General features: G+C 64.4%; 16 protein-coding genes. 11 read left to right on the plus strand and 5 right to left on the minus strand.

Features of this window, described 5'->3' with window-relative positions; translation table 11 throughout:
- The first annotated feature begins 43 nt into the window (after positions 1-43).
- The 7 genes from GA566_RS02865 to GA566_RS02895 all read left to right on the plus strand — a co-directional run bounded on the left by GA566_RS02865 (position 44) and on the right by GA566_RS02895 (position 5,861).
- On the plus strand, positions 44-1,015 hold the full coding sequence (locus GA566_RS02865; protein WP_237380029.1) for a GlxA family transcriptional regulator: 972 nt from the start codon (positions 44-46) through the stop codon (positions 1,013-1,015).
- A 154-nt stretch (positions 1,016-1,169) separates the two neighbouring features.
- Entirely contained in the window at positions 1,170-1,922 is a 753-nt protein-coding gene (locus tag GA566_RS02870; protein ID WP_160471565.1) for an SDR family oxidoreductase, read from the plus strand.
- Between the two features lie 22 nt (positions 1,923-1,944).
- Positions 1,945-2,448, plus strand: a complete 504-nt coding sequence (locus GA566_RS02875) for an Ohr family peroxiredoxin (protein WP_137926830.1) — start codon at positions 1,945-1,947, stop codon at positions 2,446-2,448.
- 157 nt (positions 2,449-2,605) lie between these two features.
- Positions 2,606-3,085 (plus strand): carboxymuconolactone decarboxylase family protein, encoded by a 480-nt coding sequence (locus GA566_RS02880; RefSeq protein ID WP_137926831.1) that lies wholly within the window; start codon positions 2,606-2,608, stop codon positions 3,083-3,085.
- Between the two features lie 4 nt (positions 3,086-3,089).
- On the plus strand, positions 3,090-3,497 hold the full coding sequence (locus tag GA566_RS02885; protein WP_137926832.1) for a cupin domain-containing protein: 408 nt from the start codon (positions 3,090-3,092) through the stop codon (positions 3,495-3,497).
- 154 nt (positions 3,498-3,651) lie between these two features.
- Entirely contained in the window at positions 3,652-4,860 is a 1,209-nt protein-coding gene (locus GA566_RS02890; RefSeq protein WP_160471566.1) for an NAD(P)/FAD-dependent oxidoreductase, read from the plus strand.
- A 263-nt stretch (positions 4,861-5,123) separates the two neighbouring features.
- Positions 5,124-5,861: a response regulator gene (locus GA566_RS02895; RefSeq protein ID WP_346809968.1), complete on the plus strand. Its 738-nt coding sequence runs from the start codon at positions 5,124-5,126 to the stop codon at positions 5,859-5,861.
- A gap of 12 nt (positions 5,862-5,873) precedes the next feature.
- Here the strand turns inward: GA566_RS02895 and GA566_RS02900 are convergent, their stop codons facing one another.
- The 5 genes from GA566_RS02900 to GA566_RS02920 all read right to left on the minus strand — a co-directional run bounded on the left by GA566_RS02900 (position 5,874) and on the right by GA566_RS02920 (position 11,213).
- On the minus strand, positions 5,874-7,073 hold the full coding sequence (locus GA566_RS02900; RefSeq protein ID WP_160471568.1) for a patatin-like phospholipase family protein: 1,200 nt from the start codon (positions 7,071-7,073) through the stop codon (positions 5,874-5,876).
- Positions 7,074-7,146: 73 nt separating this feature from the next.
- Positions 7,147-7,929, minus strand: a complete 783-nt coding sequence (locus tag GA566_RS02905) for a 3-hydroxybutyrate dehydrogenase (RefSeq protein ID WP_137926835.1) — start codon at positions 7,927-7,929, stop codon at positions 7,147-7,149.
- Positions 7,930-8,013: 84 nt separating this feature from the next.
- The gene (locus tag GA566_RS02910; RefSeq protein ID WP_137926836.1) at positions 8,014-8,757 is read right to left on the minus strand and encodes an acetoacetate decarboxylase; all 744 of its coding nucleotides are present in this window, start codon (positions 8,755-8,757) and stop codon (positions 8,014-8,016) included.
- Between the two features lie 277 nt (positions 8,758-9,034).
- On the minus strand, positions 9,035-9,811 hold the full coding sequence (locus tag GA566_RS02915) for a 3-hydroxybutyrate dehydrogenase (protein WP_160471570.1): 777 nt from the start codon (positions 9,809-9,811) through the stop codon (positions 9,035-9,037).
- Between the two features lie 10 nt (positions 9,812-9,821).
- Complete coding sequence (locus GA566_RS02920; protein WP_137926838.1) at positions 9,822-11,213, minus strand: GntP family permease; 1,392 nt, start codon at positions 11,211-11,213, stop codon at positions 9,822-9,824.
- Between the two features lie 300 nt (positions 11,214-11,513).
- On the opposite strand from GA566_RS02920, the gene GA566_RS02925 reads away from it, so the two are divergent.
- The 4 genes from GA566_RS02925 to GA566_RS02940 all read left to right on the plus strand — a co-directional run bounded on the left by GA566_RS02925 (position 11,514) and on the right by GA566_RS02940 (position 17,176).
- Positions 11,514-13,100, plus strand: coding sequence for a sigma-54-dependent Fis family transcriptional regulator (locus GA566_RS02925; protein ID WP_160471572.1), 1,587 nt, complete (start codon positions 11,514-11,516; stop codon positions 13,098-13,100).
- A 75-nt stretch (positions 13,101-13,175) separates the two neighbouring features.
- Complete coding sequence (locus GA566_RS02930; protein ID WP_160471573.1) at positions 13,176-14,213, plus strand: transporter; 1,038 nt, start codon at positions 13,176-13,178, stop codon at positions 14,211-14,213.
- Between the two features lie 135 nt (positions 14,214-14,348).
- Complete coding sequence (gene ppk2, locus GA566_RS02935) at positions 14,349-15,299, plus strand: polyphosphate kinase 2 (protein ID WP_137926841.1); 951 nt, start codon at positions 14,349-14,351, stop codon at positions 15,297-15,299.
- A gap of 173 nt (positions 15,300-15,472) precedes the next feature.
- On the plus strand, positions 15,473-17,176 hold the full coding sequence (locus tag GA566_RS02940; protein WP_160471575.1) for a hemagglutinin: 1,704 nt from the start codon (positions 15,473-15,475) through the stop codon (positions 17,174-17,176).
- Positions 17,177-17,212 lie beyond the last annotated feature (36 nt).

Consider the following 17,212-nt stretch of genomic DNA (forward strand, 5'->3'; position numbering starts at 1 on the left):
CATGGATTCCAACCTGCCCCCCGTTTCAGGGACCGCTGACGACATGCCACGCAACATTCTGTTTGTGGCATACCCCGATGTGAGCCTTCTCGACCTTGCCGGCCCTCAGACCGTGTTCTGGGCTGCCAGCAACTACGCCCGTGCGCGCGGCATGGCGGGCTACCGTTGCCTGACCGCGAGCTTTGACGGCGGGGTGATGGCATCGGTGGAAGGCACGGTGATGCAGACCGAGGCGATCGGCACCTACGATCCGCGCGTGATCGATACGGTGATCGTGCCGGGCTCGCCGGACATCCTCCAGGTGGCGCGCAACTCCGCGCCGCTGATCGCCTGGCTGCATTCGGCATCGGGCACGGTGCGGCGCGTGGCGTCGGTGTGCAGCGGGGCGTTCCTGCTGGCCTATGCCGGGCTGCTCGACGGCAAGCGCGCCACCACGCACTGGGCCATGCTCGACCGCTTTCGCGAACTGTTTCCCACGGTCGACCTCGATCCCGACGCGATCTTCGTGCAACAGCAGAACCTGTGGACCTCGGCTGGCGTGACCACCGGCATCGACCTGGCGCTGGCGATGGTGGAGGCCGACTACGGCCACGAGGTGGCGCTCAACTCTGCCAAGGAACTGGCCGTGTACATGAAGCGGCCGGGCGGCCAGCCGCAGTTGAGCGAGATCCTGATCTCGCAAAGCCGGCAGGTGCCGGTCTTCGAATCGCTGCATTTGTGGATCGTGCAGAACCTGTCTTGCGAAGCGCTCGGCGTGGAGCAACTGGCCGAGCATGTGGGCATGAGTCCGCGCAACTTTGCGCGCGTCTACAAGGAAAAGACGGGGCGCACCCCGGCCAAGGGCGTGGAGCATTTCCGCATGGAAGCGGCGCGCCGGCTGCTTCAGGACCCGACCCGTCCCATCGACCTGATCGCGCGCGATTGCGGCTTCGGCAGCGAGGAGCGCATGCGCGTGGCCTTCCAGCGGCACTTCGGGTTGTCGCCGAGCGAATACCGGCTCAAGGTGAATCGCTAGGCGCCTCTTGCAACCGCTTCCGCACCACGATCCTCGATCCTTGATTGGTGCGAAATGGGAAACACCGTGCGCCATGCGTCGGTCTGGTGCGTGCCAGGACCAATGCCTAGCATGAGCATGGAGTCATTCCATTTTTCGCAGACGGAGGAGCATCATGAAGATCGTTGTGATTGGCGGTACGGGACTGATTGGTACGAAAGTGGTGGCGCGGCTGGTGGCGCAGGGCCATGAGGTGGTGGCTGCCTCGCCGAAGAATGGTGTCAACGCGCTGACCGGCGAAGGGCTGGCACAGGCGCTGGCCGGGGCAAAGGTCGTGGTCGATGTGGCCAACTCGCCGTCCTTTGAAGACACGGCCGTGCTGAACTTCTTCGAGACCTCGGGCCGCAACCTGGCTGAGGCGGAGAAGGCCGCTGGCGTGGCGCACCATGTGGCGCTTTCGGTGGTGGGCACCCACAAGCTCGAACAGAGCGGCTACTTCCGCGCCAAGAATGCGCAGGAAGCACTGATCCGCCGCGCGGGAATACCGTTCACGATCGTGCGTGCGACGCAATTCCTCGAATTCCTCGGCGCCATCGCGCAGTCGGCGGGTGAGGGAGACGCCGTTCCGATCACCACTGCGCTGATCCAGCCGATTTCTTCCGACGATGTGGCGGAAGCCGTGGCCGACGCCGCGCTGGCTGCACCCGTCAACGGCATCGTCGAGATCGCCGGCCCCGAGCGATTCAAGATGAGCGACCTTGTGCAGCGCTATCTCACGGCCATCGGCGACAAGCGCACCGTTGCCCCCGATCCTGCAGCGCGCTACTTCGGCGCCGACCTGCAGGAAGGCACGCTCGTACCGGAAGGCCAGGCACGCCTGGGCCGCATCGGTTTCGAGGAATGGATGCGGACGTCCCAGAAAAAATAAACCCGGCGCCGGAGGAGACTTCATGGAAAAGGAAGCACACCTTCAACCCCCACCGCTGACGTTGCTCGACCGATACCACGGTGAAGGTTTTACGCCGCTTTACTCGACGACGGTGACGGTATCCGGCGGCGAAGCGGCGCATGGCCGTGCATCGGGCGTGGCCCGGTCCGACGATGGCAACCTTGTTCTCGACCTGCGCCTGCCCGCGGCGCTGGGTGGCCCGGGCGGTGGCACCAATCCCGAGCAACTCTTTGCGGCGGGCTTTGCCGCCTGCTTTCACGGGGCACTCAGCCTGATTGCGCGACGCGAACGTATCGAGGTGCAAGGCATCACGGTGGTCGTGCAGGTTGCGTTCGGGCGCGACCCGGTCGATGGCGGCTATGCGCTGACGGCCGAGATTTGCGTTCGGCTGCCGGGCGTGGAGAAGGCGGTGGCCGAGGAACTGGTACGCAACACCGAGCGCATGTGCCCCTATGCAAAGCTGGCGCGCGAGGGCATGCACAGCGTGATCACGGTGCTGGTCTGAGCGGCTCGCGGCACAGGTGCGCAGCCGTTGTGATTGGTGCGCGGCCGGCAACAGAGTGGGCTCCTCGGCGGCACTACCGCGTCGCGCCGCCAACACCTACGATGCATCTCGTGCGATGCAGGATGTCATCGCTCCCATCAGTCCACCAGGAGGAATCATGACGCAACGTATTAACTTCTTCGAACAATCGCCGGAACTGTCCCGCAAGCTCATGGAGCTCGGCGCACTGTTCCAGAAGACCACGATCGAGCCGCATATCCGCGAACTGGTGGAGATCCGCGCGTCCCAGCTCAACGGTTGCGCATTCTGCGTGGACATGCACACCAAGATGGCCAAGATTCACGGTGAGCGCGAGCTGCGCCTCTACCACGTGGCTATCTGGCGCGAGTCCACGCTGTTCGCGCCGCGCGAGCGTGCCGCGTTGGCGTGGGCCGAGGCCGTGACGCATCTGGGCGCCCAGGGTGTGCCTGACGACATCTACGAGCGCGTGCTGACGCAGTTCAGCGAGAAGGAATTGTCGGACCTGACGTTCCTGGTCGGTTCGATCAACGCATGGAACCGCCTGAACGTAGCATTCCGCATCGTGCCGGGATCGTCGGACAAGGCGTTCGGCCTTGACAAGGCCAACCTGGAGTAATGCCATGAAAGCGCTTCTATCCATGACGGCGGCGGTGGCGCTGTCGGTGCTGATGGCGGCCCCGGCCGCACACGCCGCGACGGACGATGTGCAGGTGAAGGACCTGCTCGTGAAGCCGCTGGCTGACTACCCCGGCAAGGAAGTGCAGATGATCGTCGTGGAATACGGGCCAGGCGGTGCCGATCCCGTGCATCGCCACGACGCGCACGGTTTCATCTACGTGCTCGAAGGCAGCATCGTGATGGGTGTGAAGGGCGGCAAGGAGGTGACGCTGAAACCCGGCGACACCTTCTACGAAGGCCCCGATGATGTCCACACGGTGGGCCGCAATGCCAGCAAGACCAAGAAGGCGAAGTTCGTCGTCTTCCTCCTCAAGAAGCAGGGCGCGCCGATCCTGACACTGGAAAAGTAGCCCGCTGTCCCACAGGCACGGCTGCGTCTGGCCGTGCCCGTCGCTTTCCCCCTCCTGTCTTCTCATTGACCGGCGCGATGGCGTCCCGGAAAGGGGAGACGTTTGCCTTGCATTTCCACCCGATTACCCGAGTACTGAATACGAGAGGACAACCATGACACGAAAGATCCTGATCATTGGCGGCGGCTTTGCCGGACTGTGGACGGCACTCGGTGCCGCGCGCGTTGTCGACCAGCAAGGCGACAAGGCTGACGACGTGGAAATCACGCTGGTGTCGCCGCGTGCCGAACTCCATGTGCGGCCGCGTCTGCACGAGACGCATCCCGAGCAGATGGCCGTACCGTTCCTGCCGATCCTGAATGCCATCAACGTGAAGTTCATCGAGGGCACGGTGGAGCGTATCCATCCGTCGGATCGCATCGTCGACATCCAGACGGCCACGGGCCAGACGCTAGCGTTCCCCTATGACCGCATGGTGCTGACCAGCGGCAGCCGCCTGTTCCGTCCGCCGCTGCCGGGCCTGGCCGAACACGCGTTCGCCGTGGATCAGCTCGACGAGGCCGTGAAGCTGCGCGAGCACCTGGAGGGTCTTGCATCAAAGCCCGACACCGCGGCGCGCAACACGTTCGTCGTCGTGGGCGGTGGCTTTACCGGTCTGGAAGTGGCAACGGAATTGCCGGAGCGGCTGCGCAAGATCTTTGGCGACACCATGCGTCCGCGCATCGTCATCGTCGAACGCGCCGATGCCATCGGTCCCGATCTCGGCCCCGGTCCGCGCCCGCAGATTGTGGAGGCGCTGGAGCAACTGAATATCGAGACCCGTATTGGCGGCGGCGTGGTGTCGTTCGATGCAAATGGCGTGGTGACTGCCACGGGCGAGCGCATCGATGCCGCCACCGTGATCTGGACGGGCGGCATGGTGGCCAGCGCGCTCACCACGCAGGTGGTGCCGACCGTCGATCGACAGGGTCGCCTGGAAGTGACCGAGGATCTCCGCGTGACCGGTGCAAAGGATGTCTTCGGCGCCGGTGACGTGGTGCGTGCGCTGACCGATGACGACGGCCACTACTCGCTGATGTCGTGCCAGCACGCGCTGTTCATGGGGCGCTTTGCCGGCTACAACGTCGCAGCGGATCTGCTGGGCCTGCCGACGAAGGCGTATCGCCAGGCGTTCTACGCCACCTGTCTCGATCTTGGTAGCTGGGGCGCGGTCTACACCGAAGGCTGGGATCGACAGGTCAAGCTCGTACGCGCCGAGGGCAAGGAACGCAAGATCATGATCAACACGCAGTGGATCTACCCACCCGCCGCCGATCGCGAGCAGGCGCTGGCCGCTGGAGACCCCGAGATCAGCTACGCCTGAAGCACCGTCTTCATCCCGTTGGCCGGCGCCTTCCACCTCCGGGGGCGCCGGTTTTTTTTCGTCCATCTTTTCGTGTTTGCGCGCACCGCACGATTGGTGCGCAATCGGAAACGCCGCTTCCCCCCAGCGTGGCTTGTGACGCCCTGCAGCGCTGCATAGACTTGCCCTATATAAGGCGCATGGCGGATGCAACATATCTTCCCGGTTTCATCTGACCGATGCGCACATAAGTCTCAAGCCCTTCCGAAATCCGGAGTTGCATCGTGAAAGCATCGCCCTCGAATCCTGCTGGTGGCCGCGCGGCCTGTGAACCTGTGGTCTACATCGTCGATGACGATGTGGGCATGAATGACGCCTTGCAGGACCTGCTTCGGTCCGTGGGCCTGCGCACGCGCGCGTTTCTCTCGGCCGAGGCGTTCCTGACGACCACCATCGATACGGCGCCAGGATGTGTGGTCATGGACGTGCGGCTGCGCGGCACCAATGGACTGGAGGTACAGCGCGAGATGGAGCGGCGCGGCATGTGCCTGCCCGTGGTGTTCATCACGGGCCATGGCGATATCGAGATGTCGGTGCGGGCGATGAAGGCTGGCGCGGTGGATTTCCTGCCCAAGCCGTTCCGGGACCAGGACTTGCTCGACGCCGTGGCGGAAGGCATTTCCGCTGACCGCAAGAAGCGGCACGTCCTGCAATGCAGCGACGATCTGCGCTCGCGGCTGGCCACGCTCAGTGACCGGGAGCGCGAAGTCATGACGCTGGCCGCGTCCGGACTCATGAACAAGCAGATCGCGGCCACCATCGGCATCAGCGAGGTGACCATCAAGATCCACCGCAGCCGTGCCATGCGCAAGATGGCGGCCCGCACATTCGCGGATCTGGTGAAGATGGCGCTGGAACTGGAGCTTGAACTGCCCATGATGCGCGAGCCTGCAACAACGGCGCAGCGCCGCCACATGGGAGCGGAATCGGGAACGGCGCCGCAGTGGGCGCCGGGCTACTGAATCAGGCGGAGGCTATTGGCGGTGGATGTCGTGCGAGACGAACGGATTGTCGTGCGTCGGCATGGCCAGCCATTCCGGATGCAGCAGGGTCCCGCGGATATCCTCGCGCCCGCTCTTCCAGTGCTCGGCCATCGTCAGTGGTCCGAACTGAAAATCCTTCGCGCTGCCTTCGAACGACTTGTCGCGATAGATCAACTGAATCACGTTGTGGCGCGCATCGCACGCGCTTGCCGCCGCCTGACGGTAGGCGTCGGTTTCGCGGCGTTGCGGCGGTACCAGTGCCAGCACATCGGCAAGCAGGCGACGGAAATTCTGCTGCTCGCTCATGTAGTCGGTGATGAAGCGTGTGCGGCTGGAATACTGAATGTCCTTCTGCCGCGTGGCCACATCCGCGAGCGTATGCGGCAGGGCGCCTTGCGCGCTCCACAGGTCCACCTGGAAGATCAGCGCGTTGCGGCGCGGCTGCGATTTCAGGATCACGGAGAGCGGGGTGTTGGAGACGAGTCCGCCATCCCAGTAGTGCTCGCCATCGATTTCCACGGCCGGAAAGCCGGGCGGCAGCGCGCCGGAAGCCATGAAGTGTTCGGCGCGCAGGCGCATCTGCGTATTGTCGAAGTAGACAAAGTTGCCGTTGCGCACATTGACCGCACCCACCGACACGCGCATCTCTTCGTGACGATTGATGCGATCGAAATCGGCAAAGCGCTCCAGTGTGGTTTTCAACGGCGTGGTGTCGTAGTAACTCGCACTGTTGATCGCCGAAGGTTGCGCGAAACCGGTGGGCCAGACGCGCGGCGAGAAGAAGCCGCGCTGGCCTTCCACGAGCGCCCGGGCCGCCTCGATGCCGTCGAACCAGATGCGCAGCGGATCGGGCCAGTGCTGCGCGCTGTCGGCCATCATCTCGTAGGGAAACAGGCTGGGCAGCCACGGCTGCCGGCAGATATGCGCCCAGAATTCGCGTAGCCGGGCCACGCGCTGCCCCGGTGCATTGCCCGCGATGATGGCTGCGTTCAGCGCACCAATCGAGATGCCCGCCACCCAGTTCGGTTCGATGCCCGCTTCGGCCAGGCCCTCATAGACGCCTGCCTGATAGGCGCCCAGCGCGCCGCCACCTTGCAGCACGAGCGCCTTGACGGCATATCCCCGGTCGATTTCCAGGCGCGCGGTGGCTGTGCCGGAAGACCCCTGCAGGTCCTGCTTTTCGTGGAACATGTTCGATTCCTTGAGCCATGGGTCATTTGCCCCGCTCTCGCTTCATGATTCATGACAGCGGGGCGCAGTCGGCTTACTGCATGTACCAGCCGTGGCTGACCACGAAGGACTGGCCGGTCAGCGCGTTGGATGGGAAAGCTGACAGGAAGAGGGCGGTCTGCGCCACGTCATCGACAGTGGTGAAGACGCCATCGACGGTGCCGCCCAGCATCACGCGGCGCACCACTTCTTCCTCGCTGATGCCAAGCTCGCGCGCCTGCTCGGGAATCTGCTTGTCCACAAGCGGCGTGCGCACGAAGCCGGGGCAGATCACGTGCGAGCGCACGTTGTGCGCGCCGCCTTCCTTGGCCACCACGCGCGCCAGACCCAGCAGGCCGTGCTTGGCGGTCACGTAGGCGCACTTGAGCGGGGATGCTTCGTGCGAGTGGACCGAACCCATGTAGATCACCGTGCCGCCACGATTGTCGCGGTACATGTGGCGCAGCGCGGCGCGCGTGGTCAGGAAGGCGCCATCCACATGGATGGACAGCATGCGCTTCCAGTCGTCGAAGTTGTATTCGTGCACCGGGTTGACGATTTGGATGCCGGCATTGGACACGAGGATATCGACACCGCCGAATTGTTCGGCCACCAGGTCGGTGGCACGGTCGACGGCTTCCTCATTGGTGACGTCCATCGCCACGCCGATGGCACGGCCGCCGTTGGCCTCGATGCCCTCGGCCACCTTGCGCGCTGCTTCCTCGTTGAGGTCGGCGATGGCGACCGCCGCACCCTCGGATGCCAGCAGTTCCGCGATGGCCTTGCCGATGCCGCTGGCCGCGCCCGTGACGATGGCCGATTTGCCTTGAAGCTTCATGTTGTTCTCCGGATGAATGAATTGCCGGCGCCCGTCATGGACACCGGGGCACTGAAGGGAAATGGGAATGCAGGGTGTGCGGCGTCAAGGCTGGAGGTAGTCGTAGACCACCTCGCCGAGGCCGAGCGTCAGGTCGGCCACGTAGTGCTTCGCGCCGACGATTTCGAGCACCGGCAACTGGGCAACCGGCGCCAGCGCGTGCGGAAACAGCGAGAGCGCGGCGGGGCCGGTCCATGCGCCCTTGACCTCCACGTCCGTAAGGAAGTAGCAGACGAGCTCGCACACACGCGCCGAGCCATCGACATGGGGCAGGATCTTGAGCAGGTAATTCGGCGTCGTCACCAGTGACTGGCGCACCTTGTCAGCATCGATGCACTGGTGCTTGTAGCCCATCGTGCCGGTGGCCACGCGTACCGGGCCGTAGTCCAGCGTGCCGAGCAACGTATCGGTCTCGACCGACAGGCGGGGGTTGGCCAGCTTCTTCGGAAAACCCCACAGCTCGCGCCCGCCCGCAAGCGGCGGATGGTCGTCCAGGAACATCGAGTGGGTGTAGTTGCCGGCGTGGCCCTGGAACGTCACGGGGATCACCTGTCCCGATTCGGTGTAGCTGCCGAAGCCGGTGGAGTCCGGCATCCGGATGAACTCGTAGTGCACCACGGGTTCGGCAACCTGCAGCGGTTCGGGCACCACCTGGCGCAGCAACGCCGGATCGGTACGGTACGAGACGATGAAGTACTCCCGCTGTAGGAACCGGTAGGGTCCCATCGGGTAGGCCGGGCTGACTAGCGGCGTGGCATACGCGCGCTCCCGGATGGTCTGAACGTCCATGTGCGTGGCCTCCTGGCAATGCCGTGCCGCAACGCGCTGTCCCGATGACAGCGGCTTGCTGCGGCCCAGGTTCATTCTGGAAGGCAGGGCAATGGGAAGCCATTACACGTCGGTATCGACGGGTGGATGCTTACGTATGATCGGGTTAGTCGATGATTGCCAGGTGATACGTGCAAGGCGCTTGGGGAGAAAACCCGCAGCGTTTGAAGACCATCACAAACAAAAAAAGCCCCGACTTCCGCCGGGGCTCTCAGTGCTGCATTAAAAACCGTAGTGCTTACTGCGCCGTCCAGCCTCCATCCATCGCCCAGGCCGCACCGCGCACTTGATCGCCCATCGGCGAGCACAGCATCAGCACGAGGTTGCCGAGCTGTTCCGGGGTGACGAATTGCCCGGAGGGTTGCTTGTCGGCGAGCAGGCGGGCTTGTGCCGCTTCGGTGGTGATGCCGTCGCGCTGGGCGATGGCGTCGATCTGTGCAGCCACCAGCGGCGTCAGCACGAAGCCGGGGCAGATGGCGTTGCAGGTTACGCCGGTGCCGGCGGCTTCCAGTGCCGTCACCTTGGTCAGTCCCACCAGGCCGTGCTTGGCTGCCACGTAGGCGGACTTGCCTGCCGAGCCCACCAGTCCGTGTACGGATGCGATATTGACGATGCGGCCCCAGTTGCTGGCGCGCATGCCCGGCAGTGCCAGGCGCGTGGTGTGGAATGCGGACGAAAGATTGATCGCGAGGATGTCATCCCACTTTTCAACCGGGAAATCCTCGACGGGTGCCACGTGCTGGATGCCGGCGTTGTTGACGACGATATCTACGCTGCCGAAGCGTTCCTGTGCCAGCGTGAACATGGCCGCGATCTCGTCTGGGCGGCGCATGTCGGCGGGGTGGTGAATCGCCTTGGCGCCGATGGCAGTGATCGAGGCCAGCGCGGCGTCGATATCGCCGAAGCCGTTCAGCACGATATTGGCGCCGGCCTGCGCCAGTGCCTGGGCGATACCGAGGCCGATGCCGCTTGTGGAGCCGGTGACCAGTGCGGTCTTGCCTTGCAGGGTGAACATTGCGAATTCCTTAGACGAGGCCGGTCGTGTAGAACACGGCGATCACGAAGAACACGGCCAGTGTCTTGATGATGGTGATGGCGAAGATGTCGCGATACGCCTCGCGGTGCGTGAGGCCGGTCACGGCCAGCAGCGTGATGACCGCGCCGTTGTGCGGCAGCGTATCCATGCCGCCGCTGGCCATCGACACTACGCGGTGCAGCACTTCCAGCGGAATGTTTGCTGCCTGCGCCCCCTGGATGAAAGCGTTGGACATCGCGGCCAGCGCGATGCTCATGCCGCCCGATGCCGAGCCCGTGATACCCGCCAGCGTGCTGACCGACACGGCGGCGTTGACGAGCGGGTTGGGAATGCTGCGCAGCGCATCGCTGACCACGAGGAAGCCGGGCAGCGCGGCGATCACGCCGCCAAAGCCGTATTCCGATGCCGTGTTCATCGAAGCAAGCAGCGCGCCGCCCACTGCGGCCTTCGTGCCTTCTGCAAAGCGGGCCTTTACCGTGCTGAATGCGGTCACCAGTACCACGAGAATGCCCAGGATCAGCGCGCCTTCGACGGCCCAGATGGCGGTCACGCCGGCAATCTTGGTTTCCACCGGCTTGGCCAGGCCCGGCATCGACACTGTGTGGCTCTGGCCGTACCACAGCGGAATCATGCGTGTGAGCCAGAAGTTCGATACGCCCACGACGATCAGCGGCAGGATGGCCAGCAGCGGCGACGGCAACTTGCCGCCTTCCACGCGTTGCGGTTCGTTGAGCAGGTTGGTGCCATAGCCTTCGCCACGTGCGGCGGCGGCACGACGGCGCCATTCCAGATACGTCAGGCCCACGGCGATGATGAACAGCGAGCCGATCACGCCCAGCACCGGCGCGGCCCATGAGGTGGTGTTGAAGAACGTGGTCGGGATGATGTTCTGGATCTGCGGCGTACCCGGCAGCGAATCCATGGTGAACGAGAACGCGCCCAGTGCAATGGCGCCCGGCATCAGCCGCTTGGGAATGTTGCTCTGGCGATAGAGTTCGGCGGCGAACGGATAGACCGCGAACACCACCACGAACAGCGAGACGCCGCCATAGGTCAGTAGCGCGCAGACGGCCACGATCACGGCATTGGCGCGCGAGCGGCCGATGTAGCGGATGGCAGCAGCGACGATCGCTTCGGAGAAACCGGAGAGTTCGACGACCTTGCCGAACACGGCACCGAGCATGAACACGGGGAAGTACAGCTTCACGAAGCCGACCATCTTCTCCATGAAGACACCGGCGAACATCGGCGCGACGGCCGACGGATCGGTCAGCAGGACGGCGCCGAGCGCGGCCAGCGGGGCAAACAGGATCACGCTGTAGCCGCGATAGGCGGCAAACATCAGGAACGCCAGCGCGGCGATCACTACTACAAATGACATGGGGTCTCCATTGCTTGTTCTTGAATGCGGTCGGGCCGCCTGGGATTGCCGTCTGCTGCCCGGGGTGCCGCCAAATATGAAGCGTCCCCCGGAAAGAGGACCGGGGGACGCTTCCTTAGCAGGCTCCGTGCCCGCACCAAAAAGTTATGAAAAAGGCGCATAAAGCCTTGGAAAGTGTAACCTTGCTGCCCCTGTCTCTTCCTTGAGACAGAGCAAGCGCGTCCCAACGCGCGGAAATCTCCAATGTGAGACACTCGGTCTCCAATCAGAGACTGATAAGAAAACGAGACAAATCCCCCCATGCAAAAGATCGCCGAGCCAGGTGGCGCCCTGCTGTTCGACTACGACGATGTGGCGCGACGCGCCATGGAGACGTTGTTCCGCACTTTCGAGAATTTCAGCGAGGGCACGTTCGTCGTGGACGAGCACGCGCGCGTGGTGTGGATCAACAAACGTTACGCGGCACGGTTTGGCTTCACCGATCCCCAGGCGGCCATCGGACTCGACTGCGAACAGGTCATTCCGAACAGCCTGATGCGCGAGGTGGTGAGCACAGGCAAACCGATCCTGCTGGACCTGCTGGAGACCGACCGCGAGCCGATGATCGTCACGCGCCTGCCCATCAAGGACGACTCCGGCCGCACCATCGGCGGCGTGGGCTTCGCACTGTTCGACGAACTCAAGGCCCTGACGCCGATCTTTGCCCATTACTCGCGCGTGCAATCGGAACTGGCGGCAGCGCGCCGCTCGCTGGACCATGCGCGCCGGGCCAAGTACACCTTTGCAAGCTTCGTGGGCACAAGCCCGGCCGCGCAGGAGGTCAAGCGCCACGCGCGCCGCGCGGCACTGGCGGAATCTCCGGTCCTGTTGCTGGGGGAGACGGGCACGGGCAAGGAACTGCTCGCGCACGGCATCCATGCCGGTTCGGCGCGCGCGGAGCAGCCGCTGGTCACGGTCAACGTGGCTGCCATTCCCGATACCTTGCTCGAAGTGGAGTTCTTCGGCGCCGCACCCGGTGCGTACACGGGCGTGGACCGCAAGGGCCGCGTCGGCAAGTTCGAACTGGCCGACGGCGGCACGCTGTTTCTCGACGAGATCGGCGACATGCCGCTGTCGCTGCAGAGCAAGCTGCTGCGCGCGTTGCAGGATCGCGAGTTCGAACCGTTGGGATCGAACCGCATCGTGCGCAGCGATGTGCGCATCATTGCCGCGACATCCGCCGACCTGCCCGCGCTGGTGCAGGCCGGGCAGTTCCGTGCCGACCTGTTCTATCGCCTGAACGTGCTGACGATCGACCTGCCGCCGCTGCGCGACCGCCGTGCCGATCTGCTGCCGCTGGCCTACGCGATCATCGAGGAGTTGTGTCTGCGGGCCGAGCGCAATCCGATCGGGCTCAACGACGATGCGCTGGCACTGCTGCGTGACTACGACTGGCCGGGCAACGTGCGCGAGCTGCGCAACGTGCTGGAGCGCGTGGTGTTGCTGTGCGATGAGGATGATCTGGATGCGGAGACGTTGGCGCCGTTGCTGGGGGGGAGGAAGGTGGTGGCGGGTGTTGACGCGCTGGCCCTCTCCCCCGGCCCCTCTCCCGCAGGCGGGAGAGGGGAGCACCCAGAGGGAGGTGGTGATGCTGTTGGTTTGCTCCCTTCTCCCGCGAGCGGGAGAGGGGCAGGGGGAGAGGGCAACGCAGTTCAAACACCGCCATCGCCAGATTCCACCCCCACCACCTACGCCGAAGCCCTCGCCGACTTCGAAGCCACCTTCCTCGCCCAGGCCCTCGATGCCTGCGAGGGCCGCGTGGCCGACGCCGCCGCACGCGTCGGCATCAGCCGTGCCGCCTTCTACAAGAAGCTCGCCGCATCGCGTGCCCGGCCGCGCGCCTCCTGAACGTCGAGGCATCGTCACGCCGGCGTGCTAACGTCGCGCGTGAGAAATGTCAGGACAGAGGTCAGAGGAGAGTTCATGCAATCGGGCATTGTCGAGACCGGCTATGGATCCGACCCGGTCGGGCTGATCAGCGGTTTCCTGTTTGTCCCGGGCGAGCCGGTGCGCGAGATCGATTCGCGCGAGGCGGCCGCGTGGCTGCACGCCCCGGCTGTGGTGGCGCAGGAAGGTCAGGCGCGTCCCTTCGTCTGGCTGCACTTCAATCTCGCGCATAGTGCCTGCGAACGTTGGATGCGTAGTCAGCTTGGCTTGCCCGAGGATTTCTTCGAGGCCCTGCGGCAGGGGTCGCACTCCACGCGCATCGAGCGTCAGGATGCGGCGCTGCTGGCCGTGGTCAACGACGTGATCTACAACTTCGGCGTGACCTCGACCGATATCTCCACGCTCTGGGCGCACGCCGATCACCGGCTGCTGGTCACCGCGCGTGCCCGGCCGCTGCGATCCGTGGATCGCCTGCGCGCAGCCGTGCGGCGTGGCGAAGCGTTCCGCTCCCCGCTGGATCTGGTCGTGCATCTGCTGCGCGATCAGGCCGATGTGCTGGTGCAGATCGTGCGCGAGACCGGCGTCAACGTCGACCAGATCGAAGACCAGTTGCTGGCGCAGCGGCTTCGCTCGAACCGCACGGATGTCGGCGCCATGCGGCGTGGCCTGGTGCGGTTGCAGCGGCTGCTGGCGCCGGAACCGGGCGCGCTGTTCCGCCTGCTGAACCGTCCGCCCGCGTGGCTGCAGGAAACCGATCTGCAGGAGTTGCGCGAATCCACCGAAGAGTTCTCGCTGGTGCTGAGCGATCTGGCGGCGCTGGTGGAGCGGATCAAGCTGCTGCAGGAAGAAATCGCCGCCAAGCTGAACGAGCAGACCAACCGCACACTGTTCACCCTGACGATGGTCACGGTGCTGGCGCTGCCCATCAATATCGTGGCCGGTTTCTTCGGCATGAACGTGGGCGGGATTCCGCTTGCGGAACATCCCCACGGCTTCTGGGTACTGGTGGCACTGGTTGCCAGCTTTACCGCGCTGGCCGGACGGTGGGCGTTCAGGAAGCAGCAGAGCCAGTAGCAATCGAACGATCGGGCGAGTGATCGGGCAGCCATGCGTGACATTTATGACAAGTCACCTATTTGCCATCTCGCAGGCGTAGCATGGTTGGCGTGAGCCATGCGTCCGTTCGGGCGCGGGTGACGGAGGATATCCATGGATTACAACGACGAAACGCTGATCCAGCGCATTCACCGCGAGGTGGCGGACTATTACGACGAGGAACTCGAGCTTGAACTCGAGGACCGCGATCCCATGCTGGTGCAGCGGGTATTGTCCGGAGACATTGGCGGCCCCGGCGACAACAGCAATCTCAATGGCGATGAGGCCGAGCGTGCCGAGCGCCACATGTACTTCCGCGAACTGTTCCGCCTGCAGGGCGAACTGGTCAAGCTGCAGAGCTGGGTGGTGGCCACGGGCCACAAGGTCGTGATCCTCTTCGAAGGACGCGATGCGGCGGGCAAGGGTGGTGTCATCAAGCGCATCACGCAGCGCCTGAACCCGCGCGTCTGCCGCGTGGCCGCGCTGCCGGCGCCCAATGACCGCGAACGCACGCAGTGGTATTTCCAGCGCTATGTCTCGCATCTGCCCGCCGCCGGCGAGATGGTGCTGTTCGACCGTAGCTGGTACAACCGCGCCGGCGTGGAACGCGTGATGGGCTTCTGTACCGATGACCAGTACGAGGAATTCTTCCGCTCGGTGCCGGAGTTCGAACGCATGCTGGTGCGCTCGGGCATCCAGGTGATCAAGTATTGGTTCTCGATCACCGACGACGAGCAGCACCTGCGCTTCCTGAGCCGCATCCACGATCCGCTGAAGCAGTGGAAGCTGAGCCCGATGGACCTGGAGTCGCGCCGCCGCTGGGAAGACTACACGCGTGCCAAGGAAATCATGCTCGAGCGCACGCATATTGCCGAGGCGCCTTGGTGGGTGGTGCAGGCGGTGGACAAGAAGCGCGCACGGCTCAACTGCATCCATCACCTGCTGCAGCAGATGCCGTACGTGGAGCCGTCAGCGGCCACCATCGTGCTGCCGGACCGCGAGCGCCACGCCGACTACACGCGTCTGCCCGTGCCGTCGGAGATGGTCATTCCCGAGGTGTACTGACACCCGGTATTCCCCGGCCGCGCTGGGTGCGGATGACAACAGATTGAAACGATCGTAGGGACGAAACATGGTCCGCACGACGCAATCGATGCTCAAAAAAGAGCTTCACGCGTCGTTATTGAGAGACCGCTCCGGGACATTCCGGAGTTCGCACATGTTTCTGGAGTTCCTCGATGCGTCGTTCGTCCCCGCGCCCCGGAGCGCGCTTCCCTGCTCCCCACGCCCTGAGCGGCCTGGCCGCTGCCGCCGCCCTGGTACTGACTGCCTGCGGTGGTGGCGGTGGCGACGATAGCGGCCAAGCCGCCACGGCCCAGGCTGCGGCAGCGCCCGTCACGACATCGGATGCACCGCAACTGGTCTCGGGTCTCTCGCAGACGTGTTCGGGTTGCGGGGCCGCGACCAGCGGCGCCTATGCCGGCACCAGTGTCGGCACCTGGGGCTATCCCAATGCCACGGCCAACGCCGTGGACGTGCAGTATTCGATCACGGGCGTGGCCGGCAAGACCATTGCCATGCAACTGACCAACCTGGGCGCGGCTTCCGTGGCCATGCCCACCGGTCTCTCGTCGCAGGTAGCGGCCGAGATGATCTCGCCGCAATCGCTCAGCGTCCAATCGACCGAGGAAACCGCGCAGCGTGCGATCCGCGAATTCAATCGCGCAGGCTGGGCCCAGAGCGCGCCTGCATCGGGCGCCATGAAGAACACGCTGGCTGCGCCGGCACCGTTGGCGGCATCGCTCGGCACCCAGGGCATGACGGAAGGCGCCACGCGTAGCTGGTATCACACCGATGGCACGTCGCGTCCGGCCACGCTGCGCAAACAGGTGACGGCCAGCGACGGCACCACGGTCAACGTCTGGGTGGAAGTGGCCGAGGCGAGTGCCGTGACCGATACGATGGTGCTCGATCTCGCCACCACGTTTGCCGGACCGGGCCTGCTTTACGATCGGCTGGTCCAGGTGGGCGGTGCGGTCTGGGGTGCCAACAACTTCAGCGGTACGCTGCTGCCCTCTGGCCGGCCCATCGACATCGTGGTGCTGAACTTCAATCACGACGCCAAGCCGTATGGCACGGTCGGCTATTTCTGGGGCGTGCACAACTTCCTGAAGACCAAGGAAGCCAACAGCAACGAAGCGATTTCGCTGTATCTGGATAGCGAAACGTTGTCGCTGGGCGCGGCGGCAGGCATGCAGTCGATCAAGACCACGATGGCGCATGAAGGCACGCACATGCAGAACTTCTACCGTCGCCAGGTCACCATGGGTGCCGAGTACGCATACGACGCGTGGCTGGAAGAGATGACGGCGATGCAGATGGAAGACTTCCTGAGCGGCATCATCGTATCCGGCTACAGCCCCATTGGGGATGTGCGCCTGCCTGATTATTACCGCTACAGCGACTACAACTGCAATCTGCTCGATTTCACCGGCTTCGGTGTGACCTGCGAAAGCTATGCGGTGTCCGGCAGTTTCGGCGGCTTCCTGAACCGCCAGCTTGGCGTGGCGTTCCTCCGCGACCTGCTGACCCGCAAGACCGTGGGTTCGAAGCAGGTACTGTCCGATGCCATCGCCGTCCATGCGGGCTGGACGTTCGACAGGGCATTCGTGAACTGGCGCGCGACGACCAACAGCAGCATGCCCGCCGCCCGCACCCCGCTTGACTACGGCTATCCCGCCTGGACCGACGGCACATTCACGCTGCCCGCGATAGACCCATCGGCCAGCAAGTACACCACGCTGCGCAAACTCCCCGCCACGGCGCCCGCCTCCCTGCTGGGCCTCGGCAGCTACATTGCCCCGCGTAGCGATGCCAACGGCGTGTATAGCGACAAGGTGCGCGTACCGGCCGGCGTGACGTTGTCGGTGGTGGTGTATTGATGGGATTGTGATGGCAGGACAAGCGCACACGTTGCG

Source organism: Cupriavidus sp. SW-Y-13, from assembly GCF_009793345.1.
Taxonomy (GTDB): domain Bacteria; phylum Pseudomonadota; class Gammaproteobacteria; order Burkholderiales; family Burkholderiaceae; genus Cupriavidus.